Raw genomic sequence first — 23,927 nt, 5'->3', positions numbered from 1 at the left:
GGCAACGCGGCCGCTGGCCTGCTCAACGGCGCGGCCGCGGCTGGCGCCAGCCTGCTGCCCTTTACCGGCACCGGCATCCGCCACCCGGGCAGGTGATTGACGGATGCTCAGGGCTTTTTTGCCCAGTTCGGCACCTCGCGCCTTGGCCCAGCCGCCACAGGCTGGGGCGGCATGGCGCCCCAATCCCCCTGGCCGCCCTTTTCCCCAGGCTGGCTGGCGCCTGCCACCTCAGGCTGCGGTGGCGTTGCGGGGGGGTTGGCCTGGGGGGCGTGGCGGCGGCGATGGCGCAGGGCAAATTCCGCGACCGCCTCGATGTCTACCTGCTCTATGGCCTGGCCACCCCGCCAGGCGCTGTGCGCTCGGGCAGCGCGCAGCCACACCAAGTCGGCACGCAAGCCGTCGACCCCGGCGGCGTAGCAGCGTTCGGTAATCAGCGCCAGGGCGTGGTCGTCAAGCGGGATAGCAGCCAGGGCCTGGCGCGCCGCCTGGCAGCGCTCGCGCAACTGCATCTGAGCCTGCGCCCAGTGGCTGCAAAAAGCCTGCGGATCACTGTCGAATGCCAGGCGCCGACGGATGATCTGCTGGCGTGCCTGGGGCTCCGGCAACCCTTCAAGGGCCACGTTCAGGCCAAAGCGGTCGAGCAACTGCGGCCGCAACTCGCCTTCTTCCGGGTTCATGGTGCCGATCAGCACGAAACGGGCACTGTGGCGGTGAGAGATACCGTCCCGTTCGACACGGTTAGTGCCACTGGCTGCCACATCGAGCAGCAGGTCCACCAGGGTGTCGGGCAGCAGGTTCACTTCATCGACGTACAGCACGCCACCGTCGGCCTGTGCCAGCACGCCCGGCGAGAACTGCGCCTTGCCCTGCCTCAGTGCCGCATCGAGGTCCAGCGTGCCAACCAGGCGCTCTTCACTGGCACCCAACGGCAACGTCACGAATGGCCCTTCACCGAGCAGGTCGGCCAGGCCACGGGCCAGGGTGCTCTTGGCCATGCCACGCGGGCCTTCGATCAATACGCCGCCGATCTTCGGGTCGATGGCAGTTAGGCACAGGGCCAGCTTCAGGTCGTCGGCCCCCACCACGGCCGCCAGGGGAAATTGCACGGGTTCACTCATTTCAAGCCTGTTCCTCGCCATCGAGCAGTTGTTCTTCCAAAGCCTCGCGGTAGTCGCCCGGCGCCTGCCACAGCCCACGCTGCTGGGCCTCGAGCAAACGTTCGGTGAGGTCGCGCAGGGCTTCGGGGTTGTGCTCGCGCATGAAATCGCGGGTTGCCGGGTCCAGCACATAGGCGTCAGCCAGCGATTGATAATGGTGGTCGTCGATCAGGTGCGTGGTGGCGTCGAACGCGAACAGGTTGTCCACGGTAGCTGCCATTTCGAACGCACCCTTGTAGCCGTGGCGCTTTACGCCGTCGATCCACTTCGGGTTCAACGCACGCGCGCGGATGACCCGGTTGAGTTCTTCCTTGAGCGTGCGAATACGCGGCCGGTCAACCTGGCTGTGGTCACCGTGGTAGCTGGCCACCGGCGCCCCAACCAGGGTTTCGGAGGCCGCCAGCATGCCACCCTGGAACTGGTAGTAATCGTTGGAATCGAGCAGGTCGTGCTCGTGGTTGTCCTGGTTTTGCAGCACCGCCTGCACACGTGCCAGCCGCTGGGCAAACTGCGCCCGGGCTGGCGTGCCTTCGTCGCTGGCGCCATAGGCATACCCGCCGTGGTTCAGGTACACCTCGGCCAGGTCTTCGCGGGTGTGCCACAGCTGCCCGTCAATGGCGTTCTGCACCCCGGCGCCATAAGCACCGGGCTTGGCCCCGAATATACGCCAGCCCGCCTGGCGTGCCGCCTGCTCGGCGCCCACGCCCTGCGCCTGCAAGGTTGCCCGTTCGCTGCGCACGCGGGCCGCCAGCGGGTTGAGGTCGTCGGGTTCGTCCAGCCCGGCCACCGCTTGCACCGCGGCGTCGAACAGGCGGATAAGGTTGCCGAACGCATCGCGGAAAAACCCTGACACGCGCAGGGTGACGTCAACCCGCGGCCTGTCCAGCAGGCTCAGGGGCAGGATTTCAAAATCGTCCACGCGCTGGCTGCCCGTGGCCCACACGGGCCGCACGCCCATCAGTGCCATGGCCTGGGCGATGTCGTCACCGCCCGTGCGCATGGTCGCCGTGCCCCAAACCGACAGGCCCAACTGGCGCAGGTGGTCGCCATGCTCCTGCAGGTGCCGCTCAAGGATCAGGTTGGCGGACGCGAAGCCCAGGCGCCAGGCCGTCGTGGTGGGCAGGTTGCGCACGTCCACGGTATAGAAGTTACGGCCCGTTGGTAGCACGTCGAGCCTGCCACGGCTGGGCGCGCCACTGGGCCCGGCCGGCACGAAGCGGCCGGCCAGTGCCGCCAGCAGGCCATGCACTTCTGCTGCGCCGCAGGCGTCCAAGCATGGCGCGACTGATTCGCGCAGGGCCTGGATCACCTGATGCACGGGTTGCCACAGGTCCACATCCGGGTAGGGGACTACGCCTTCCAGCGCTTGCTCGATCATGTGCAACGCCAGTAATTCCAGGCGCTCGCGGGTGTCGCCGCAGGTGCGCCACGGCGCCTCGCAAATGCCCTGCAACTGGGCTGGGCGCGGGCCCTGCCAGGGCTCACCCAAGTCGCAGTCGAGCGGGTCGAACCCCGGGACCAGCACCTTGGCTAGGGCCCGTAACAGGCTGGCGTTGCCACCCCGGCCATCTGCGCGTTCCACCCGCAGCAGCGCCAGCAGTGTGTCCAGGCGCAGCCGGCCCTGAGGCGATTGGCCGAACACATGCAGGCCATCGCGGATCTGCGACTCCTTGAGGTCGCACAGGTAGGTGTCCAGGCGCGGCAACCACACGGCCGCATCGTCCAGTTGCCCCTCCAGTTGCAGTTCCCGGTCGATGTGGTTGGCCTTGACCAGTTGGAGGATGTCGCGCTGCAGCTCCCGCGCCCGGCGAGGGTCCAGCAACTGCGCTTCGTAGAACTCGTCCGCCAATTGTTCCAGGTGGCGCAGCGGGCCGTAGGTTTCGGCCCGGGTCAGGGGCGGCATCAGGTGGTCGATGATCACCGCGTGGGTGCGGCGCTTGGCCTGGGCGCCCTCGCCCGGGTCATTGACAATGAACGGGTAGACATTCGGCAGCGGGCCGAGCAAGGCATCTGGCCAACAGGTTGCCGACAGCCCGACCCCTTTGCCAGGCAACCACTCGAGGTTGCCGTGTTTGCCAACGTGGATCACCGCATCGGCGGCGTAGACGTGACGCAGCCAAAAGTAGAAAGCCAGGTAACCATGAGGGGGCACCAGGTCTGGGTCGTGGTACACCGCGCTGGGGTCCACTTGGTAGCCCCGCGCCGGCTGGATGCCGACGAAGGTCAGGCCAAAACGCAGGCCGGCCACCATCAACCGGCCGCTGCGGTACATCGGGTCCTGCTCGGGTGGGCCCCAACGCTCCAGCACAGCCTGCCGGTTGGCCTCGGGCAGGCGCTCGAACGCGGCCAGGTAGTCGGCCATGCCGAGGCTCTGCGCGCAGGGCCGCATGTCGAGCTGGTCCAGGTCGTTGGTGACGCCGCCAAGCAGCGCATGAATGAGTTGTGTGCCGCTGCCGGGCAGATCCGCCAGGGGGTAGCCCTCGGCGCGCAGCGCCTGGAGGATAGTAAGCGCGGCAGCGGGCGTGTCCAGGCCTACGCCGTTGCCGATGCGGCCATCGCGTGTCGGGTAGTTGGCCAGTATCAGCGCCACACGCTTCTGGCCGTTGGGCAAACGCGCCAAAGCCACCCAGCGCCTGGCCAGTTCGGCGACAAAGTCCATGCGCTCAGCGTGGGCGCGGTAGCACACCACATCTGACTGGCTGCGCTCGCTATGCCAGGCCATGTCCTTGAAACTGACCGGGCGGGTAATGATGCGACCGTCCAGTTCAGGCAAGGCAATATGCATGGCCAGGTCGCGTGCCCCCAGCCCCTGCTCGCTGGCTTCCCAGCCTGGCTGGTTATCCTGCGCGCAAATCGCCTGCAGCACCGGTACGTCGCGCCGCAGTGGCCGAAGGTTTGGCCGCTCCGGGCTGGACAACGCGAACCCGGTAGTATTGAGCACCACCTCAGCGCCCACCTCATCCAGCCATGCCTCCACCTGCTCGAGGCAGGCGGGCTCTTTCAGGCTGGCAACGGCGATGGGTAGCGGGTTAAGGCCGGCGGCTTGCAGGCGTTGGCAGAACACGTCTATGAACGCGGTATTCGCCGCCTGCAAGTGAGAGCGGTAGAACAGCAACGGCGCGACCGGGTGCTCAGGGTGCCAGTGCGGGTACCAGTCCTCCAGCGCGGCGCTGCCCTTGGCCGGGTGATACACCGTGGTGCGTGCCAGGGGTTGTGGCTCATCCCAGGCATACTCGCGGCCCAGCCATTGGCTGGCCAGGCAGTGGAACAGGTTGAGGGCATTGGCCTTGCCGCCCTGGCGCAAGTAGTGCCAGAGGCGCTCGGCCTGCTCGCCCTGCACCGTGCCAAGGCCGGTCAGCTCGGGGTCGGGGCGATCGTCGCCGGGCACCAGGATCAACTGCACGCCGCGGGCGGCCAGGCCAACCAGTTGCTCCACACCATAACGCCAGTAGCCGACGCCGCCGTGCAGCGACACCAGGATCACCTTGGCGTGCTGCAGCACCTGATCGACATACAGGTCAACCGACGCATGGTTCTGCACCTGCATGGGGTTGGCCAGGCGCAGCGTGGGGAAATCGTCAGGCAGTTGCTCGGCGCTGTCGGCGAGCAACGCCAGGTGCGAATCGCCGCTGCAGAGAATCACCAGCTCGGCAGGTGTCTGGCCAAGGTCGGCAATGCTGTCGTCCGGCACGAAGCCGCCGGGCTGGGTCCGCAGCAAGTGCATGGGTCAGGCGCCCAGGGCCTGGCGCAAGCGGGCTTCCAGCTGGGCTGCATCCAGTTCCTGGCCAATCAGCACCATGCGCGTGACCCGCGGCTCATCAGCGCGCCACGCACGGTCAAAGTGCTTGTCGAAACGGGTACCCACCCCCTGCACCAGCAGGCGCATCGGCTTGCCAGGTACGGCGGCGAAGCCTTTGACACGCAGGATGCCGAACTCCACCACCAGTTGAGTCAGGGCCCCCAGCAGCAAGGCTTCATCGGCTTCAGGCAAGTCGATGGAAATGGAGTCGAAGGCATCGTGGTCATGGTCGTCATGGTCATCGCCGTCGTGGTGGCTGTCATGGTGCGTGCGGCGGCCGTCGATGTGCACTTCGGACTCCGCGCCCATGCCCAGCAGTACCTCCAGCGGCAGCTTGCCGCTGTTGGCCTCGACGACCTTCACTGCCGCTGGCAGCTCTTCGGCGACTTCGGCGCGGACCTTGGCCAGGCCCTCGGCATCGATCAGGTCGGCCTTGTTCAGGACCACCAGGTCGGCGCTGGCCAACTGGTCGGCGAACAGCTCGTGCAGTGGCGATTCGTGGTCCAGGTTAGGGTCGAGCTTGCGCTGGGCGTCAACCTGCTCCGGGTAGGCGGCGAAGGTGCCGGCAGCCACTGCCGGGCTGTCGACCACGGTAATGACGGCATCGACGGTGCAGGCGTTGCGGATTTCTGGCCATTGGAAGGCCTGGACCAACGGTTTGGGCAAGGCCAGGCCGCTGGTTTCGATCAGGATGTGGTCCAGGTCGCCGCGCCGCGCCACCAGTTCGCGCATCACCGGGAAGAACTCTTCCTGAACGGTACAGCACAGGCAACCGTTGGCCAGTTCGTAAACCCGGCCGGTGGCCTCTTCTTCGGTGCAACCGATGCTGCACTGCTTGAGAATGTCGCCGTCGATGCCCAGCTCGCCGAACTCATTGACGATGACCGCAATGCGGCGGCCTTGGGCGTTGTCGAGCATGTGCCGCAGCAACGTGGTCTTGCCCGACCCGAGGAAGCCGGTGACGATGGTGACAGGTAGCTTGGCCAGTGTTTTCATGTCGCGTTGCCCTTGGCAGAGTGGCGCGGGCATGCAGGACGACAGCCCGCGGCCATGCTGGCCGGGCGTGTTCGCCACCGGATCACCCCGCCCGGTTTAAAGTCGAAAACGTGTCGAGGCAGGTCTCCTGGCTTGCACCGTTCCAGCGCTCTGCAATGCGAACAGGCTGGGGGGATGACGCCTTCCCGCGCAGTGGCGCAGTGGCTGTGTCGATCCGTAAGGTGCTTACAGTTGCGGGGGCAGCCGCGGCTTGAACCGCGTTCCCGTCTTAGCTTCGGTCTGGCCGAAGAACCTCGAACCGGCAAGGCTACGCAGTGGCTGGCAGGTGGTCAACCACTGCCAGCCGTTGCTGGCGTGTCGATGCACTTTACCCTCTGCCGATTCTCCGCTAGGGTGGCCTTTCCCCTGCCACGAGGTGTTCGTCCAATGCGCCATTGATGCCGCCGTCTGTCCGACGGCCAGCCTTCAGCCTCCGGTTCGCTCCGGAGATGTCGCGGCATTCGTGGAGTTGCTCATGACCGACCCATCCATCCTGACGCTCGACAGCGTCACCCTGGCCTTGCCCGATGGCAGGCTGTTGTTCGACAACCTCAACGCCACTTTCGACCGCAGCCGCACCGGCCTGGTCGGGCGCAATGGCGTGGGCAAGAGCCTGCTTGCCCAGGTAATGGCCGGCCAGCGCGCGCCCAGCAGCGGTACCTGCCAGCGCCAGGGCCACGTGCATCTGCTGGGCCAGCAGGTAATCGAGCACAGTGCCACTGTTGCCGACCTGGCCCAGGTCGGCCCGGTGATCGCAGCCCTTCAACGCATCGAACAAGGCAGCGTAGATGCCGCAGACTTCGACACCGTGGGCGAGCGCTGGGGCGTCCGCGAGCAGTTGCAGGCACTGCTGCAACGCCATGGCCTGGGCCAGCTCGACTGGCGCATGCCTGCGCGCTGCCTGAGTGGTGGCCAGGCCATGCGCGTGGCGCTGATCGGGGCCTGGCTGAGTGACGCGGACTACCTGATACTCGACGAGCCCAGCAACCACCTCGACGGCCCTGCGCGCGCCGAGCTGCTGGGCATGATCAACGCCTGGGACCGCGGCATGCTGGTCATCAGCCACGACCGCACATTGCTGGGGCACATGGCGCGTATCCTTGAGCTGTCCAGCCTGGGCCTGCGGGCGTACGGCGGGGATTACAACCACTACCTCGCGCAGAAAAGTGCCGAGGCAACCCACGCCGAGCACCATCTGGCGCACCTTAAACGGCAACAACTTCGCCAGGCCCGTGACCGCCAGCAGCAGCGCGAAAACCTTGAGAAGGCCCAGGCCCGGGCGGGGCGCACCGCCAAGGTTGCCAACCAGGCCAAGATCATTGTCGACCGCCGCCAGCAGGTGAGCCAGGCCACGCTTGGCAAACAGCGCCGCCAGCACCTGAGTGCCGAGCAGGCGATGCAGGCTGAAATCCGCACAGCAGCGGGTGATATCGAACAGTGCAGCGCCATCCACTTACACACCCCTACCCCGCAGCGGCATGCCGGCCGGCAGGTGCTGGCCCTGCAAGACCTGCGCTTGCCCCACGGTACCCAGCAGCCCGTCACAGTGCGCATGCAGGTAGGCCAGCGGTTGGGCCTGGTGGGGGCCAACGGCAGCGGCAAGTCCACACTGCTGCGCATGATCGACGGGCAACTGCCCTCACCAGAGGGCAGCCTGGTGCTCACTGGCGAAGCCGCCCTGCTCGACCAGCATTGCACCCTGCTTTACGCCACCGACAGTGCGCTGCAACACCTGCAACGGGCCAACCCGGCACTCGACCAGGGCGAGCTGCGCAGCCGGCTGGCGCAACTGGGCCTGGACGCCACCCGCGTGGGCCTGCCCAGCAGCCTGCTCAGCGGAGGTGAACGCATGAAGGCCGCACTGGCGGCGATCCTTTATCGCCAGCAGCCGCTGGACCTGTTGTTGCTGGACGAGCCCGGCAACCACCTGGACCTCCCTTCGCTCGAGGCCGTGCAGGCGATGCTCGGGCAGTATCGCGGGGCCCTGATCATCGCTTCGCACGATGCCATCTTGCTTGAGCAGCTGGCCCTGGATGAGTACCTGAAACTGTAGAGGCGGCCGACAACGCGGCATTTTCCGACTGGCCGTTCCCGATCCGCTGCGGATGTATTATGGTGGCGAGGTGCGCATATAACAGCAGCCCGAGCGATCGGGCACTAGCAAGACAACGAGGGTGTCATGAGCAACGAAAGCATTAACTGGGACAAGCTCGGCTTCGACTACATCAAGACCGACAAACGCTACCTGTCTGTCTGGCGCAATGGCGAGTGGGACAAAGGCACCCTGACCGACGACAACGTGCTGCACATCAGTGAAGGCTCCACCGCCCTGCACTACGGCCAGCAGTGCTTCGAAGGCCTCAAGGCCTACCGCTGCAAGGACGGCTCCATCAACCTGTTCCGCCCGGATCAGAACGCCGCCCGCATGCAGCGCAGCTGTGCGCGCCTGCTTATGCCCCATGTACCCACCGAGGTGTTCATCGAGGCCTGCAAGCAGGTGGTCAAGGCCAATGAAAAGTTCGTGCCGCCCCACGGCAAAGGTGCGCTCTACCTGCGCCCGTTCGTGATTGGCACCGGTGACAACATTGGTGTGCGCACTGCACCGGAATTCATCTTCTCGGTGTTCGCCATCCCGGTGGGCTCGTACTTCAAAGGTGGCATGAAGCCGCACAACTTCCAGATTTCCAGCTTCGACCGTGCGGCCCCCCAAGGCACCGGCGCAGCCAAGGTCGGCGGCAACTACGCGGCCAGCCTGCAACCTGGCGCGGAAGCCAAAAAGGCAAACTTCGCCGATGCCATCTACCTCGACCCGCTGACCCACAGCAAAATCGAGGAAGTGGGTTCTGCCAACTTCTTCGGCATTACCGACAACAACGAATTCGTCACCCCGAAATCGGCCTCGGTACTGCCTGGCATCACCCGCCTGTCGCTGATGGAACTGGCGCAATCGCGCCTGGGCCTGACGGTGGTCGAAGGCGATGTGGAGATCAGCAACCTGGACCGTTTCGTCGAAGCCGGCGCCTGCGGTACCGCTGCGGTGATCACCCCCATCGGCGGCATCGAGTACAACGGCAAGCTGCATGTGTTCCACGACCTGGAGAAGGTCGGCCCGGTTACCCAGAAGCTCTACAACGAGCTGACCGGCATCCAGAGCGGTGACGTGGAAGCCCCTGCAGGCTGGATCGTCAAAGTCGCTTGATCCGCGGCTGCGCAGCCTGCCAGGGCTGCGCAGCAGCACCGCTTCACAACGGTTTTCCTGCACGCCCCGTGCAGGTATCCTTGGCCGCTCCAACGCAAGCCTCCCAGGACGAAGACCATGACCAGGCCCCTTCTGTTGCTAGGCGCTGCATTGCTGTTCAGCCCGGCGCTAATGGCCCAGCAGATGAAACGTGAACTGGGCGACTTCAACTTCACGCTCGGTACCACACCCTCGCGCAGCATGGCCCAAGGGCTGATCTCCCCCAGCGCCACCGGCGCCTTTCATGGCGGGCTGGACCTCAGCCATGCCAATGGCTGGTACATCGGCCAGTACGCACCCAGCATGGGCGTAGCGCCCGGCTCCACCCTGCGCCTGGACAGCTACATCGGCTACAAGCACCACTTCGACAGCACCCTGGGCTACGAAGTGGGCCTGATCCATTACAGCCAACCCAACATCGCGGGCGCCGACAGCCACGCCTTGTATGGCGGCATTTCGGTTCTGGGCAGCCGTTTCGGCGGGGCGCTGCGCGACAACCCCAGCAACCGTACCGGCACCCTGTTCGCTGATTTCGGGCAGATCCCCCTGCTGAACGCCGACCTGACCGTAAAACTGGCCCACCATCAGTTGGGAACACCCTTCACCATTGGTGACGGCAGCCAGGTGAGCGCGTTTTCCGACTGGTCCCTGGAGCTCTCCCGCCCCTGGCTTGGCATCGATCTCAACCTGATCTACAGCAATTCCAACCTCAACGGTGGCGGTTGTGATGCCTATGCCGGCATCAATACCTACTGCGAAAGCGTGGTCACGCTCAAAGCGCAGCGCAGTTTCTTCTAGCGGCGCGGGCTCAGGGCCAGGGCGATGCCGCCGAGCACGACTGCGCAAGCCAGCGCCAAGCGCAGGGACAACGGCTCGCCGACCAGCAATACCCCGCCCAAGGCCGCGATAACCGGCACGCTGAGTTGCAGGGTGGCGGCCTGCTGCGCACTGATCCGCCGTACCACGCTGTACCACACCGCATAGCCCGCCCCCGACGCAATGGCGCCAGAAGCGAGCCCGTAGCCAAAACCCGCCAGCGACAATTGCAGGCCATTGCCCATCCACAGCATCGGGGCCAGCAGCACCAGGCAGGCCAAGCTGCGCACGAAGTTGCCTGCGGTGTCAGCCAATGGCCGTGGTGAGCCTTTGCCCAGCAAGGTGTAGATGCCCCAGGCCACCCCTGCAAGCGCCATCAACAAGGCACTGGACAACCCTGGCGCCGCCGCACCAGGCAACAACAACACCAGCAGCCCCGCGAAGGCCAATGCCATACCGGTCAGCACCCGCAGCGTTATCCGCTCACCCCTGTACCAGGCAAAGCCGAACATGGTGATTTGCACGGCGCCAAACAGCAGCAGCGCGCCAGCGCCGGCACTGAGCTGCACATAGGCAGCAGAGAACAGAAAGGCGTACAGGAACAGCGCGAGCGCCCCACGCCAGCTGCCACCCAGGCTCAGGGCGGGCTTGCGCAGACGGGTCAGCAGTAACAGAAACAAGGCACCGCCGACCAGGCGGATGACGGTGAAGCTCACGGGGTCGGCTGCCCCGCCCTTCAACGCGAGGCGGCAAAGCACGGAATTGGCGGCAAATGCCACCAGGCTGAACAGTGCTGGCCCGAGCCAGGCTACGATCTGGTCGCCCGGGCGCGTGGTAGTGCCTGAACCCATGGTGTGGCCACCTCTGAGAACGGTTTGCGGTCATGCCAGCGGCAGCTGGCTTCTGCAGAGGGGTATACCGCAGAGTATGACGGTGCCGCTACCTACCTTGGGAGGAGGCTGGCGCTACTGCCACCGCATCGATCTCAATCAGCATGCCATCCAGGGCAAGCCGCGGCACGGGGATCAACGTGCAGGTTGGCTTCATGGCCGTACCCCACGCCCGGTCCGCTTCTGCCACCCACTCAGCCAGGCGCTCCTGGCAGTGGTCGACGATCAGCAAGGTCAGCTTGCACACCTGCCCCCAGCCGGCGCCACCGGATGCGAGTGCCAGTTCCAGATTGGCCAGCGCCTGCCGCGCCTGGTCCTGGAAATTGGCTGACAATACCCCCTCCGCGCTTTCGCCCCCTTGGCCTGCAATGAACAGCAAGCGGCTGCCCGCAGGCACTTGCGCAACATGGGAGTAGCCATTGCCAGTTGGGTCGTAGAGGCCTTGGGGATTGCTCAGAACAACGGTAGCTGGGTGAGTCACGGTGCGCCCTCGGTCATTTGATGTGAGCCGGGAGTATCAGACCTCAAGCTCGCTTAAGGTCAAGCCTGATCGTGCCCAAACGAAAGCGCCCGTGCTAGGACACTTTGCCTTGGCACGGGCGGCAATCACAGCGTTCAGTGTTTGAACAGGGGCGCGCTACCAGATGCTGACTACTTCTCCTCAAGCACCGAACGCCCCTTGACGGCGCGTGGCCCGCGTACCGCCCAGGCCAGAAGGCCCAGCACAGGCAACCACACTACAACGATCACCCAGAGCATCTTGCGCTCTGCGCGTCGGTCGCTGCCGATGATGTGCCAGATGGCCCACGTCTCCAGCAGGACCACGAAGATTGCGACGAAGAACCACATTGTTCCGATTTCCATGAGCATCCTCCCAATGGCACTTACTGTATTGGTGCACGCCGAGGGCTCAGGGTTCCGTTCATTGTGTGGCCTGTGCCTGCTCAAGTGCCGAGCGCAATGCTTGCGCGTCGGCGAAGCTGCGTTGGCTGACCCATGTGCCGCGGTCCAGTTGCAACCACTGCACCTGCCCTGCCTCACCCTGGTATCGGCTGGCTACCTGCCCCTCTCGGTCAAGCAGTACACGGTAAGTGTAATCGCGCATTGCGGGGACGGCGAACAGCTTGCTGATCAGGGCTGGCATGCGCTGGATATCCGCCACGAAGACTGCGTGCCGGGCCTCCAGATACCCCTTGGGCAGCTCAGCCATGGCGGCCTTGACCAGCTTGGCGCCGTCCATGTCACGCGCCACCAGCAGGATGCGGGTGTCAGCATCCAGGGTGTACGGGCGGTCATATTGGTCCAGCAAGGTCCAGGGTGCCAGCTTGCTGCCCGGCTCGGCAGCCTGCGCCCACAGCGGTAACAGACAAAACAGAAGGGCAACGGCGTATTTCATGAGGGCGTCCTCAGTGGCGGGGACGCCAGCATAACCACAATGCGTGCCGCCAGACAGCGTGCCTGTACGCGACCTGCACATAGACACGCCCACCCAGGCGATTGTCTTTCGCCGGGGCACCGGCCACACTCAGCGGGCCAGCCAGCAAGCGGAGTCCAGAGTGGCCACAGCACGTCAGTTCAGCAAGAAGACCAGTACCAGCAACATGCTGAGGCTGAAGTCTGCCAGCGCCAGCGCGCTGACACCCTACCGGGTTGATTTCGTCCTGCTCGAACACTTCTCCATGGCCAGCTTCACCGTGGCCATGGACGTGCTGGTCACGGCCAACCTGCTGCGCGCTGACAGCTTCCAGTTCACCCCGCTGTCCCTCGACGGTGACCGGGTACTCAGTGACCTGGGGCTGGAACTGGTGGCCACCGAACTGTCGCCCCAGGCACTCAAACACCTGGACCTGCTGGTGATCTGCGGCGGCCTGCGCACCCCCCTGAAATACCCGGAGCTGGACCGCCTGCTGGACGACTGCGCCAGCCAGGGCATGGCCCTTGGCGGCCTGTGGAACGGCGCCTGGTTTCTCGGCCGCGCCGGGGTGCTGGACGATTATGGTTGCAGTATCCACCCCGAACAACGCGCCAGCCTGTCGGAACGCAGCCCGCAGACACGCATCACCCCGGCCAGCTTCACGCTCGACCGCGACCGCCTCAGCGCCGCCAGCCCCAATGGGGCCATGGAACTGATGCTGGGCCTGGTGCGCAGGCTGTACGGTGACGGCCTCGCCGAGGGTGTAGAGGAGATCCTGTCGTTCTCGGGCGCCCGCTACAGGCAGGTTGGCCCAGGCGCGAAAAAATCGATGAGCCTGCACCTGCGCACCATTGTCGAGCTGATGGAAAACAACCTGGAGGAAACCCTCAGCCTCGACCAGCTGGCGGCCTACAGCGGCCGCTCGCGGCGGCAGATCGACCGGCTGTTCCAGGCGCAGCTGGGGACGTCACCACGGCGGTACTACATGGAGCTGCGCATCACCAAGAGCCGCCGGCTGCTGCAGTATTCCGACCTCTCGGTGATGGAGGTGGCCGTGGCCTGTGGCTTTGTGTCGGTGTCCCACTTCAGCAAATGCTACGCAGCGTATTTTGGCTACCCGCCTTCACGTGAACAGCGGCTGGGGGACTGAGCACCCCATTGCACAGGTGGGCCGGCTCAGGCGCGGATGTACCCCAATACTGCGTCGCAGATCATCGCCTTGTGGCGCTGCTTGATGTCGTCGTCCAGCAGGTCGATCTGGAAGATTTCACCGAAGGTATGCCGGTTGGACACCCGGTAGAAGCAGAACGCGCTCATCAGCATGTGCAGGTCGATAACCTGAATGCCTGCGCGGAACACGCCTTCCTGCACGCCCCGCTGCAAGGTGTTGCCCAGCGCCTGCAGCACCAGGCTACTCATTTCGCGAATGACCGGTGACTGCTTGACGTATTCACCGTAATGGATGTTTTCGGTGCAGATGATCCGCACGAAGTCGACATTGCGGTCATGGTGATCGAAGGTGAACTCCACCAGCCGGCGGATGGCCTGCTCGGCCGGCAACGATTCCAGGTCCAGGCTTTGCTCGGTCTTGCGAATGTCGCCATACAGCTTGACCAGGCACTCGCAATACAGCTGCTCCTTGCTGCCGAAGTAGTAGTAGATCATGCGCTTGGAGGTTGCGGTGCGCTCGGCAATGGCATCCACCCGTGCCCCAGCCAGGCCCTGCTGGACAAACTCGATGATGGCGGCCTGCAGGATGTCCTCACGGGTTTTTTCGGGGTTGTTCTTGCGCGTGCGGCGCCCCCGTTCTTGTTCGTGCGGGCCGGGGCTGACTACGGAATCACTCATACCACTCACAGGCTCTTTATTGGAATGTGCGCGGATTATCCGTGAGCCGGGCGGTGCAGGGAAGCGTGGCGTTGGTCGCAGGGCTGCCGCCTGCCATCACTGGTGGGCGGCCTGGGTGGGCTCGGCGGGCGGTGCAAGGTGCAGTACGCGGTTGCGCCCACCTTCGGCGAGCAGATAACCCCCTTTGCCGTCGGCCACGATGGACTGGGGCGCCTTGAGGAACGACAGCACGGTCTGCTGCGTGCCATCGGGGCGAATGCGCAGCAGCCGGGCCCGATGGGTGTTGTCTTCGCTGATCCACAGGCCACGCTGGTCGCAGTACAGGAAGGTGGGGTTGCTAAGGCCCTCGACCACGACCGGGTCTTTGCCATCGCTGGACAATGCCCTCACCCGGCCATCGGCTTTTTGGGTGTACAACAGGCGACCGTCGCACCGAGTAAGGCCCTCGGCTTCGGTCAAACCCGAGCGCAGCACATCGACTTGCCCGTTACGCCAGTCATAGCGCATCAGGCGGCCATCGCCCTTGCGGTCTTCAACAGCGTACAGGTGGTCACCCTCATTCCACAGGCCCTGTACGGCGATGCCGTCGAACAACGGCGTTACCTGGCCGTTACGGGCCAGGCTGACCGGCGCAAGCCCTCCTTCCTGGCTGAACACCCAGCCACCTCTCGCGGCGACCATACCGTCCGGTTTGGACAATTTATCGATAAGCACTTTGCGCTCGCCGTCGGCGGTGATCCGCAAGATGCTGCCGCGGCCGTCATCCAGTTCACGGCTGACCAGCAGGCTGCCGTCGGCCTGGGGCAACAGCGATGCCGCCTTGGCGACATCCGTATGCAGCACGTCTACATCCCAGCCAGGTGCGGCTTGTACGGGGTAGAAACTTTGCCAGGCAAAAAAGCCGAGGGTGGCGATCACCAAGCCAGAGGTGGCGGCAAAAGCCAGGCGGGTGCTGCGCTTGCGCAGGGTCAGCGGCATACAGGGGCTCCATTATTCTGCGCGTGATGCTACCAACCAGATGTGAAAAAAATGTCGAGCGAAGGACGATCATCACAAAACAAAAGGATATATAAATAACAAAATGATATAGCCATTAGAAATATAAAAATTGAAAGTTTGTGATTGGCTGCTTAGGTTTGAAGGCATTCACTACCCCTCGCCCCAGGAGACCTGCCATGCCCAATCGCGTTTTTTCACCCCTGCGCCGCCTATTGGTGGGCGGTCTGCTGGCAGGCCTTGCCAGCGCCCTGCTCTCCACCTCGTCAGCCGTGGCCGATGAGGCCAAAACCATGCGTATCGGCTATCAGAAGTTCAACAGCATCAACATTCTCAAAGGCAGTGGCGCACTGGAAAAAGCCCTGGCACCCCAAGGCGTTACAGTGAGCTGGCATGAGTTCGCCGCCGGCCCACAGTTGCTCGAAGCCCTTAGCACAGGCGCCATCGACCTCGGCCATGCAGCGGATGCCCCCTCGGTATTCGCCCAGGCTGCCGGCAAGCCGGTGGTCTACCTGGCTGCCGAGCAGCCTTACCCACGTGGCATCGGCCTGGTGGTGCGCGAACAGGACCAGCTGACCAAGGTGCAAGACCTCAAGGGCAAGCGCGTTGCCACCGGCCGCGGCTGGAACGCCCAATACCTGCTGGCTGTCGCCTTGGAGCAGGCCGGCCTGAACTACCAGGACATCACACCCGCCTACGTCAACAACGCCGCCGATGCTGTGGCGGCGCTGCAATCAGGTAGCGTACAGGCGGCGACACTGTGGGACCCGTTCCTGGCTGCCGCCGAAAGCCAGCCCGGCCTGAAAAACCTGCGTGATGGCACCGGCCTGTCCAACAACCGCACCTTCTACCTCGCCACTGCCCCATTTGCCGACCAGAACCGCGCCTTGCTCAAAACGTTCTTCACCGAGCTGGCCAAGGTCAGCCAGTGGGCCAATACCAAGCCGGCCGACGTCGCGGCCTTGCTGGCGCCACAGCTGGGTATCAGCGCCAGCGTGCTGGAGGTGGCCAGCGAACGGCGCAACTACAATGCCGTGCCCATCACCCCACAGATCGTTGCCGAACAGCAGAAGCTGGCGGATACCTTCCAGGGGCTTGGCCTGATCCCGCGCAAGTTGCAGGTGGCCGATGCCGTCTATCCCGCTTCCGTGCTGCCTTGAACCGGAGCCTGCCTGCCATGCCCCGCCCTATCCGCTTCAATGCGTTCAGCATGAATGCCGCCAGCCATCAATCCCCCGGCCTGTGGCGCCACCCGCGCAATACCAGCGTGGCTTTCAACCAACTGAGCTACTGGACCGACCTGGCCCGGCTGCTGGAAAAGGGCTTGTTCGATGCGCTGTTCATCGCCGACGTGCTGGGTATCTACGATGTCTACCAAGGCAGCGCGGATGCGGCGTTGCGCGGTGGCGTGCAAGTGCCGGTGAATGACCCGTTACTGCTGGTGCCTGCCATGGCCGGCGTTACCGAGCACCTGGGCTTTGGCGTGACCTTCTCCCTCACTTATGAACACCCCTACCCGTTCGCACGGCGCATGTCCACGCTCGACCACCTGAGCAATGGGCGCGTGGGGTGGAACATCGTGACCGGCTACCTGGACAGCGCCGCCCGCAACCTGGGGCTGCCCAGGCAATTGGGGCACGATGAACGCTATGACCTGGCTGAAGAGTACCTTGAGGTGCTGTACAAGCTGTGGGAAAAAAGTTGGGAGGATGATGCCGTGGTGCTGGACCGTGAAAGCGGCCGATATATCGACCCCTCGCGCGTGCACCCCATTGAACATGCAGGGGAGCACTTCCAGGTGCCAGGCATGCACCTGTGCCAGCCATCGCCACAGCGTACACCGGTTCTGTTCCAGGCCGGTGCGTCGGCACGCGGTCAGCAATTTGCAGCGCGGCATGCCGAATGCGTGTTCATCAGCGGGCCGACGCCGACGGTGCTGCGCCGCTACGCCGAAGGCGTGCGCCAGGCCGGTGCGGCGGTGGGTCGTGGCCGTGATCAGGTGCTGATCTACGCCCAGGCGCTGCTGATCGTTGCGCCCACCCACGACGAGGCCCAAGCCCGTTTCGATGAATACCGCCGGTACGTGGACCTGGATGCTGCGCTGGCGCTGCTGTCCGGGTGGACGGGCATCGATTTCGCAGGCCTGGACCCTGACGCGCCCATAGAATATGTGGAAAACGACGCCGGCCGTGCGGCGCTGGCGGCCTTCACGGCGGCCGACCCCGAGCGCCGCTGGACGGTTGCGGAAGCGGCACGGTTCATTGGCCTGGGTGGGCGCGGCCCGGTACTGCTCGGCACGCCGGCAGAGGTGGCCGACCAGCTGGAGCACTGGATGGACCAGACCGGTATCGATGGTTTCAACCTGACCTATGCCGTGCAGCCAGACGACCTGACCTACGTTGTGGAGCTGCTGGTGCCGGAGTTGCAGCGGCGCGGCCGCTATCCGCTGCAATATGCCGACGGTACGTTGCGCAACAAGCTGTTCGGCAACGGTGACAGGCTGCCCGGCCAGCACGCGGGGCAGCGCACCGGTATTCAGCCAGCAAATACCGGGTATTCCAACATTTAATTTGTGGATGCGCCCGGCTCGCCCCTATTCTGTCGCCACGTCCCCTGCGCCGCACCGGCCGGTGCGGTTCACGGCATGGGGATAGAACAACAAGTCGAGATCGTCCATGTCGAAACACACCTACTTTGCCCCCCACGGTGGGCACCCGGCTCAAACCGAGCTGCTGACTGACCGTGCCATGTTCACCGAAGCCTATGCTGTAATCCCCAAAGGCGTAATGCGTGACATCGTCACCAGCCACCTGCCGTTCTGGGACAAGATGCGCATGTGGGTCATCGCCAGGCCTTTGACCGGTTTTGCCGAAACCTTCTCCCAGTACATCGTCGAAGTTGCACCGGAAGGCGGCAGCGAGCGGCCTGAACTGGACGCCAACGCAGAAGCCGTGGTGTTCATCGTCGAAGGTGAACTGGACATCACCGTGGAAGGCAAGCACCACACCCTGCTGCCGGGCGGGTATGCATTCCTGGCCCCGGGTGCCGAATGGAGCCTGCGCAACAACAGCGAGGCCAATGTCACATTCCACTGGCTGCGCAAGCACTACCAGAAGGTGGAAGGCCTGGACGTGCCTGAATCGTTCGTGACCCACAGTGACAACGCCACCGTCATTGAAATGCCCGGCACCGAAGGCCGCTGGATCACCACGCGCTTTGTGGACATGGCCGACATGCGCCATGACATGCACGTGAACATCGTTACCTTCCAGCCAGGCGGCGTGATCCCGTTCGCCGAAACCCATGTGATGGAACATGGCCTGTACGTGCTGGAAGGCAAGGCGGTTTACCGCCTGAACCAGGACTGGGTCGAGGTGGAAGCTGGCGACTTCATGTGGCTGCGCGCTTTCTGCCCGCAAGCCTGCTATGCCGGTGGCCCAGGTAACTTCAGCTACCTGCTGTACAAGGACGTGAACCGCCACGTCCACCTGACGCTGAACCCCAAGCGCTGAGGCATCGGGGCCGCTTGCCGGCCCCGACTGCGCGAGAAGCGCCCGTTTGGCGGCGGGGTTACTGAACGACCCCGCACGCCATCCGCGCACCACCGCCACCCAGCTTCTCAGGGTGGTCACTGTGGTTGTCGCCGCCGGCATGCACCATCAAGGCATGGCCTTTGAAGTCCTCTGCCTTCAGGCGCGGCGCCAGTACCGGGTAGGTCGCCTTGCCATCTGCACCTACATAAAGGGCAGGCAAGTCACCGCGGTGGCCGCTGTCATCGTACGGGCCTTTGTGTGCATTGGTCTTGTCTGGGTCCCAGTGCCCACCGGCAGCCCCCGCCGGTACGGTCTTGCCGGCGTCTTCAGACGGCGCGCAGGATGCATTTTGATGCAGGTGGAAACCGTGCACGCCAGGCGGCAGGTCTTTCAGATCAGGCGTGAGCAAGGTGCCATACTTGTTCTGCTCGATGCTGATGGTGCCGATCGACTTGCCTGGGCCGTCGGGGCCAGCGAGCTTCAGCTCCACCGTCTGCGCGGCCTGGGCAAGGCCGGTAGTGGCCAGCAATGCGGCGAATACAGCTGCTTTCATAGGGGTTCTCCTTGGCTGAAAAGGGCGGGCGTCGTACCCACGTAAAGCATGGGACTACGCCCCATGCCAGTCATTCCATCCTGCCACAGCCTGAAACACTTGTTAGAGGCTGCCACCTGCCAGCAACTGCTGCAGCACACCGGCCAATGCCTTGACCATGGTGTCCGCTGCCGGCCGGTGGACGATGACGATTTCATAGCTGTCTATCTCTGGCAGCCCTTGCCCGGCGCCGAGAATCTGGTGGTCAGCCGTGGCCGCCCGGGGTGGCAGCAGGCTGATGCCCATGCCATCGGCCACCGCTGCCTGGATACCACTGAGGCTTGAGCTGGTGAAGCTGATGCGCCAGCGCCTGCCAGTGCTCTCGATGGCGTTGATCATGTCCTCGCGGTACAGGCCGCGTGGCGGGAACGTCACCAGTGGCACCGGGTCCAGCTCGAAAGCAGGTTGCCGTGCGCTGTCTATCCACTGCAGGCGTTCTGGCCAGGAGGCGATGCCTTCACGGGTGCCCCGCCGCTGCTTGAGCAGCATCAGGTCCAGTTCGCCGTTGTCGTAGGCCTGGCTCAGGTCGCGGCACAAGCCGCTGGTCACCTCCAGCTTCACCTGCGGGTGCTGGCGGCTGAAGGCCGACAAGGCGTTGGTGGTGCGCCCGCCGACAAAGTCCTCGGGCACGCCCAAGCGCACCGTGGTGCCGACCAGGGCGCCGGCCAGGGCTTCGAGCATCTGGTCATTCAGGGCCAACATGTGCCGGGCATAGCCCAGCAGCGTCTGCCCGGCGTCAGTGGGCAGCACGTCGCGGTTGCCACGCACCAGCAAGCGGTACCCGACCATATCCTCCAGGCGCCGCACCTTCTGGCTGATGGTCGACTGGGTGGAGTGCAGCCGTGTGGCCGCCGTGGTGAAACTGCCGCAATCGGCCACCACCACGATGGCGCGCAGCAGGTCGAGGTCGAACAAGGCTGTATTCGATTTGGCGCCGACGGTCATGGTGACATTCATTTCCCAAATGCAGAGGCTGCGTTCTAGCACGCTCGCCCAAAGCCTGCAAAGCACTCAGTCACCGACCGCAACCCCTTCGCGTCGCGGGTCCGCACCGCCCACCCAGCCCGCTGCGCTGCGCTGGATGATCTGCAACCCGCTGGTCATCGCCATGGGCGTCACGTCGTGCCCCCAGGCCGCCAGTTGCCGTATCAGCGCCGGGCTGGTCAGGCCGGCCTCCACTTCAGTGCCCGCATTACGGCTGCCGAAGTTGGGCAGGCCGGCAGCCTCTTGCGGGTTCAGCTTCCAGTCCAGCAGGCCGATCAGGGCCTTGCTCACGTAGCCGATGATCTGCGAACCGCCAGGTGAGCCAAGGCTTGCCACCCATTCGCCGCTGCCGCGCGCGAACACCAGCGTCGGCGCCATGGCTGACAATGGCCGCTTGCCGGGTTGCACACGGTTGGCCACTGGCCTGCCCTGCTCCTGGGCGATGAATGAAAAGTCGGTAAGGTGATTGTTCAGCAAGAACCCTTTGACCATCAGGTGTGAACCGAACGCCGCCTCAACCGACGTCGTCATGGCCAGGGCCTGACCACGGTCATCGACAGCGCTGACGTGCGAGGTGGAGATGCGCAGCGGTGAACGGTCAGGCGCCAGTGCCAGGCTGGCGCCCTGAGGCTGCCCCGGGCGGGCCCGCTTCATGCTGTACTCCCCCACCAGCGCCGCACGGCGGCTCAGGTAGGCAGGGTCGGTCATGGCCTTCACCGGTACCGGTACGTAATCGCTATCGGCCAGGTATTGCGCGCGGTCGGCATAGGCCAGGCGCTCAGCTTCGGCGATCAGGTGCACCGCGCGGGGCGTTGCCTCCAATTGGGCAGCGGACGGCACAGGCTGCGGTGGCAGGCGGGCTAGGTCATTGGCTGACGATGTTGTTTGCAGCGCGTCGAGGATGCCCAAGGTCTGCAGCACCGCTACCCCACCTGAAGACGGCGGTGGCATGCCGCAGATACGCCACGCCTTGTAGGGGCCACACACCGGCTCGCGCTGCTTGGCCTGGTAGTGCTGCAGGTCCTGCAGTGTCAGGTAGCCCGCATTGGAGTGTGCCTGCACAGTTGTGACGATGGCTTGGGCAATGTCGCCCTGGTAGAACGCACCGGCTCCTTGCTCGGCGATCTGCTCCAGGGTGTGCGCCAGCTCTGGGTTGCGCAGCAGGGTCCCGACCGCCAGCGGCCGCCCATGCTCATCGAGGAAGTAGCGGGCCATGGCCGGTGAGTGGGCAATATAGGGGTCGCCGGCCAACAGCGTGTGCAGCCGTTCCGATACCGGGAAACCGTCGCGGGCCAAGGTAATGGCTGGCGCGAACAGCGCGCGCCAAGGCAGCTTGCCATGCTGGGCATGGGCCAGTTCCAAGGCCCGCAGCACACCCGGCACGCCGACGGCACGGCCACCGATCTGCGCCTCGCGGAACGGCATGGGCGTGCCATCAGGGCCGAGGAACAGCGTCTCGCTCACCGCTGCCGGCGCTGTTTCGCGGCCGTCGAACGCCTGCACCTGTTGGCCATCCCAGTACAGGATGAACGCGCCACCGCCAATGCCACTGGATTGAGGCTCGACCAGAGTCAGCACCATTTGCATGGCAATTGCAGCATCGATGGCGCTGCCACCTGCACGCAGTATCGCCCGCCCTGCCTCACTGGCAAGCGGGTTGGCAGCCGCCGCCATGTGCTTGCTCGCGGTGACCGGTTGCAGGCCGCCGCGGTAGCCGGAGCTGAGCTCCGGTGGTGCAGGCAGCACCTGATCGGCGCACGTTGGTGCAGACGCCAGGAGCAGGCACAGCGTGCCGATCAACGGGGTTCCAGGTTTCACGTAGTCGCCTCCTGCGCGGGGCCCCAAGCCAGCCAAGCCCCCTTTGGCAAAAGCGCAGAGGATACAGGCCTCACGCAGTCCGAACAAAACCGCGGCTATCTCAACCCTGCCAACCACAGACCCTTCGCTTGCACTTGACGTAAACGTCAACCTGCCTTCAGGATTACCCCGTACCCCATCCAGAGTCACCGCATGAGTACCCAGACCTACAGCATCTCCGACCTGTCCCGCGAGCTGGATATCACAACCCGCGCCATCCGCTTTTATGAGGAACAGGGCCTGCTGCGCCCGGAGCGACGGGGCCTTGAACGCATCTATTCGGCACGTGACAAGGTCAGCCTCAAGCTCATCCTGCGCGGCAAGCGCATCGGGTTTTCCCTCGCCGAGTGCCGTGAACTGATCGAGCTGTACGACCCGTCGGGCGGCAACCTCAAGCAGCTCACCAGCATGCTGGCCAAAATCGCCGAACGCCGCGCGCAGCTGGAGCAGCAGATGCTCGATATCCATCAGATGCAGCTTGAGCTGGACACCGCCCAGGAGCGCTGCGAGCAAGCGCTGGCCACCACGCTCGACAACAACGCCAGCCATTGACCCACAGGAACCCCGCCATGCCATTGCCCCAATACGCCCGACTGGTTGAAGTAGGCCCCCGTGACGGGCTGCAGAACGAAGCGCAGCCCATTAGCGTCGCAGACAAGGTCAGGCTGGTGGACGACCTCACCGATGCGGGCCTGAGCTACATCGAAGTGGGAAGCTTCGTGTCGCCAAAATGGGTACCCCAGATGGCAGGCTCGGCCGAGGTGTTTGCCGCCATCGGCCAACGCGCGGGTGTCACCTATGCGGCCCTGGCACCGAACCTGCGGGGCTTCGAAGATGCGGTTGCTGCGGGTGTCAGGGAGGTGGCGGTGTTCGCTGCCGCCTCCGAAGCGTTTTCGCAGCGCAACATCAACTGCTCCATCAGTGACAGCCTGAAACGCTTCGAGCCGATCATGGAGGCTGCCCGGGCTCAGGGCATCAGGGTACGTGGTTATGTTTCATGCGTGCTTGGCTGCCCCTATGAAGGGAAGGTCCTGGCCGAGCAGGTAGCGCCCGTTGCCAAGGCCTTGTACGACATGGGCTGTTACGAGGTTTCGCTGGGCGACACCATTGGCACCGGCACAGCAGGCGATACCCGGCGGCTGTTCGAGGTGGTGTCGGCGCAAGTGCCCCGCGATCGGCTGGCCGGGCATTTCCACGACACCTGTGGCCAGGCCCTGGCCAATGTCTATGCCAGCCTGCTGGAAGGTATCAGCGTATTCGACAGCTCGGTAGCGGGCTTGGGTGGCTGCCCCTATGCCAAGGGCGCTACCGGCAATGTGGCCACAGAAGATGTGGTCTACCTGCTGCAGGGGTTGGGTATCGACACCGGCATCGATCTGGGCCGCCTGGTTGCAGCGGGTGAGCGCATCAGTGGCATCCTCGGACGGCAGAATGGCTCGCGGGTGGCACGCGCCCGCAGTGCGCAGTGATTCATCAAGGTGTCACGCAGGTGTGCGTCGAGTGTTACCGGCCTGTGCAGGTGACGTGAAAAAGCGGGTATCAGGGAAACATCTCGACAGCATTTTGTGCTGCCAGCTCAGGCCCATATTTTCAAACCATTGATTTATAAAGCTTTTTAAAAGTTGGCACGCACCCTGCTATATCTTTCGTACAACAAGAACAACAAAGCAGCGATCAATAAGAACAACAGGTAACGGCTCTGACATAACAAGAACAACACGGCAGAGGCGTAGCAAGCAGATCTTTTTGGAGTCGATAGGCTTTTCGG

21 protein-coding genes and 1 riboswitch are annotated in these 23,927 nt (G+C 64.3%); of the genes, 9 read left to right on the top strand and 12 right to left on the bottom strand.

Annotated features, from left to right (window positions below):
* Positions 1–107: 107 nt before the first annotated feature.
* Genes IAE33_RS00325 through cobW form a run of 3 tightly spaced genes read right to left on the bottom strand, consistent with a single transcriptional unit; the run spans position 108 to position 5,952 of the window.
* On the bottom strand, positions 108–1,118 hold the full coding sequence (locus IAE33_RS00325) for an ATP-binding protein (protein ID WP_201161637.1): 1,011 nt from the start codon (positions 1,116–1,118) through the stop codon (positions 108–110).
* A 1-nt stretch (position 1,119) separates the two neighbouring features.
* The gene (cobN, locus tag IAE33_RS00320; protein WP_201161636.1) at positions 1,120–4,881 is read right to left on the bottom strand and encodes a cobaltochelatase subunit CobN; all 3,762 of its coding nucleotides are present in this window, start codon (positions 4,879–4,881) and stop codon (positions 1,120–1,122) included.
* Positions 4,882–4,884: 3 nt separating this feature from the next.
* A complete protein-coding gene (gene cobW / locus IAE33_RS00315; RefSeq protein WP_028633873.1) occupies positions 4,885–5,952 on the bottom strand; it encodes a cobalamin biosynthesis protein CobW in 1,068 nt (355 codons plus the stop codon).
* A 100-nt stretch (positions 5,953–6,052) separates the two neighbouring features.
* Positions 6,053–6,263: riboswitch (cobalamin riboswitch) on the bottom strand.
* Between the two features lie 203 nt (positions 6,264–6,466).
* Here cobW and IAE33_RS00310 point away from each other — a divergent pair.
* The 3 genes from IAE33_RS00310 to IAE33_RS00300 all read left to right on the top strand — a co-directional run bounded on the left by IAE33_RS00310 (position 6,467) and on the right by IAE33_RS00300 (position 10,027).
* On the top strand, positions 6,467–8,044 hold the full coding sequence (locus tag IAE33_RS00310) for an ATP-binding cassette domain-containing protein (protein WP_201161635.1): 1,578 nt from the start codon (positions 6,467–6,469) through the stop codon (positions 8,042–8,044).
* 126 nt (positions 8,045–8,170) lie between these two features.
* Positions 8,171–9,190 (top strand): branched-chain amino acid aminotransferase, encoded by a 1,020-nt coding sequence (locus IAE33_RS00305; RefSeq protein ID WP_201161634.1) that lies wholly within the window; start codon positions 8,171–8,173, stop codon positions 9,188–9,190.
* Positions 9,191–9,307: 117 nt separating this feature from the next.
* Positions 9,308–10,027: a TorF family putative porin gene (locus IAE33_RS00300; RefSeq protein WP_201161633.1), complete on the top strand. Its 720-nt coding sequence runs from the start codon at positions 9,308–9,310 to the stop codon at positions 10,025–10,027.
* Here the strand turns inward: IAE33_RS00300 and IAE33_RS00295 are convergent.
* The 4 genes from IAE33_RS00295 to IAE33_RS00280 all read right to left on the bottom strand — a co-directional run bounded on the left by IAE33_RS00295 (position 10,024) and on the right by IAE33_RS00280 (position 12,331).
* Complete coding sequence (locus tag IAE33_RS00295; RefSeq protein ID WP_201161632.1) at positions 10,024–10,896, bottom strand: DMT family transporter; 873 nt, start codon at positions 10,894–10,896, stop codon at positions 10,024–10,026. The two genes, IAE33_RS00300 and IAE33_RS00295, sit on opposite strands and share 4 nt — an antisense overlap.
* Positions 10,897–10,984: 88 nt before the next feature.
* A complete protein-coding gene (locus IAE33_RS00290) occupies positions 10,985–11,416 on the bottom strand; it encodes a RidA family protein (protein WP_201161631.1) in 432 nt (143 codons plus the stop codon).
* A gap of 170 nt (positions 11,417–11,586) precedes the next feature.
* The gene (locus tag IAE33_RS00285; protein WP_028633867.1) at positions 11,587–11,799 is read right to left on the bottom strand and encodes a PLD nuclease N-terminal domain-containing protein; all 213 of its coding nucleotides are present in this window, start codon (positions 11,797–11,799) and stop codon (positions 11,587–11,589) included.
* Positions 11,800–11,857: 58 nt separating this feature from the next.
* Positions 11,858–12,331, bottom strand: a complete 474-nt coding sequence (locus IAE33_RS00280) for a hypothetical protein (RefSeq protein ID WP_028633866.1) — start codon at positions 12,329–12,331, stop codon at positions 11,858–11,860.
* Positions 12,332–12,491: 160 nt separating this feature from the next.
* Between IAE33_RS00280 and IAE33_RS00275 the strand changes: the two genes are divergently transcribed.
* Positions 12,492–13,499 (top strand): GlxA family transcriptional regulator, encoded by a 1,008-nt coding sequence (locus tag IAE33_RS00275; protein ID WP_201161630.1) that lies wholly within the window; start codon positions 12,492–12,494, stop codon positions 13,497–13,499.
* Between the two features lie 26 nt (positions 13,500–13,525).
* On the opposite strand, the gene IAE33_RS00270 is transcribed toward IAE33_RS00275, so the two are convergent.
* Both IAE33_RS00270 and IAE33_RS00265 read right to left on the bottom strand, forming a co-directional pair.
* On the bottom strand, positions 13,526–14,197 hold the full coding sequence (locus IAE33_RS00270) for a TetR/AcrR family transcriptional regulator (protein WP_060481085.1): 672 nt from the start codon (positions 14,195–14,197) through the stop codon (positions 13,526–13,528).
* Between the two features lie 96 nt (positions 14,198–14,293).
* Positions 14,294–15,175, bottom strand: coding sequence for a hypothetical protein (locus IAE33_RS00265; RefSeq protein WP_201161629.1), 882 nt, complete (start codon positions 15,173–15,175; stop codon positions 14,294–14,296).
* A gap of 197 nt (positions 15,176–15,372) precedes the next feature.
* Here IAE33_RS00265 and IAE33_RS00260 point away from each other — a divergent pair, with 197 nt between their 5' ends.
* The 3 genes from IAE33_RS00260 (at position 15,373) to IAE33_RS00250 (ending at position 18,705) form a co-directional block, all read left to right on the top strand.
* Positions 15,373–16,353 carry an aliphatic sulfonate ABC transporter substrate-binding protein gene (locus IAE33_RS00260; protein WP_201161628.1) on the top strand — a complete coding sequence of 327 codons (981 nt, stop codon included), beginning with the start codon at positions 15,373–15,375 and terminating at the stop codon, positions 16,351–16,353.
* A gap of 17 nt (positions 16,354–16,370) precedes the next feature.
* Complete coding sequence (locus IAE33_RS00255) at positions 16,371–17,762, top strand: LLM class flavin-dependent oxidoreductase (protein ID WP_201161627.1); 1,392 nt, start codon at positions 16,371–16,373, stop codon at positions 17,760–17,762.
* A 106-nt stretch (positions 17,763–17,868) separates the two neighbouring features.
* A complete protein-coding gene (locus tag IAE33_RS00250; RefSeq protein ID WP_201161626.1) occupies positions 17,869–18,705 on the top strand; it encodes a bifunctional allantoicase/(S)-ureidoglycine aminohydrolase in 837 nt (278 codons plus the stop codon).
* Positions 18,706–18,763: 58 nt separating this feature from the next.
* Here the strand turns inward: IAE33_RS00250 and sodC are convergent, their stop codons facing one another.
* From sodC to ggt, 3 genes are all read right to left on the bottom strand, one after another.
* Positions 18,764–19,279, bottom strand: a complete 516-nt coding sequence (gene sodC, locus IAE33_RS00245) for a superoxide dismutase family protein (RefSeq protein ID WP_060481090.1) — start codon at positions 19,277–19,279, stop codon at positions 18,764–18,766.
* A gap of 102 nt (positions 19,280–19,381) precedes the next feature.
* Positions 19,382–20,263, bottom strand: a complete 882-nt coding sequence (locus IAE33_RS00240) for a LysR substrate-binding domain-containing protein (RefSeq protein ID WP_201161625.1) — start codon at positions 20,261–20,263, stop codon at positions 19,382–19,384.
* Between the two features lie 66 nt (positions 20,264–20,329).
* Positions 20,330–22,120 (bottom strand): gamma-glutamyltransferase, encoded by a 1,791-nt coding sequence (ggt, locus tag IAE33_RS00235; protein WP_201161624.1) that lies wholly within the window; start codon positions 22,118–22,120, stop codon positions 20,330–20,332.
* Between the two features lie 192 nt (positions 22,121–22,312).
* Here ggt and IAE33_RS00230 point away from each other — a divergent pair, with 192 nt between their 5' ends.
* Together IAE33_RS00230 and IAE33_RS00225 are read left to right on the top strand one after the other, a co-directional pair.
* On the top strand, positions 22,313–22,711 hold the full coding sequence (locus IAE33_RS00230) for a MerR family transcriptional regulator (RefSeq protein ID WP_060481093.1): 399 nt from the start codon (positions 22,313–22,315) through the stop codon (positions 22,709–22,711).
* 17 nt (positions 22,712–22,728) lie between these two features.
* A complete protein-coding gene (locus tag IAE33_RS00225) occupies positions 22,729–23,628 on the top strand; it encodes a hydroxymethylglutaryl-CoA lyase (RefSeq protein WP_201161623.1) in 900 nt (299 codons plus the stop codon).
* Positions 23,629–23,927: the final 299 nt, after the last annotated feature.

Origin of the sequence: Pseudomonas sp. S60 (assembly GCF_016647865.1) — a bacterium.
GTDB classification, from domain to species: domain Bacteria; phylum Pseudomonadota; class Gammaproteobacteria; order Pseudomonadales; family Pseudomonadaceae; genus Aquipseudomonas; species Aquipseudomonas parafulva.
This window is presented reverse-complemented; position numbering and strand designations above follow the sequence as displayed.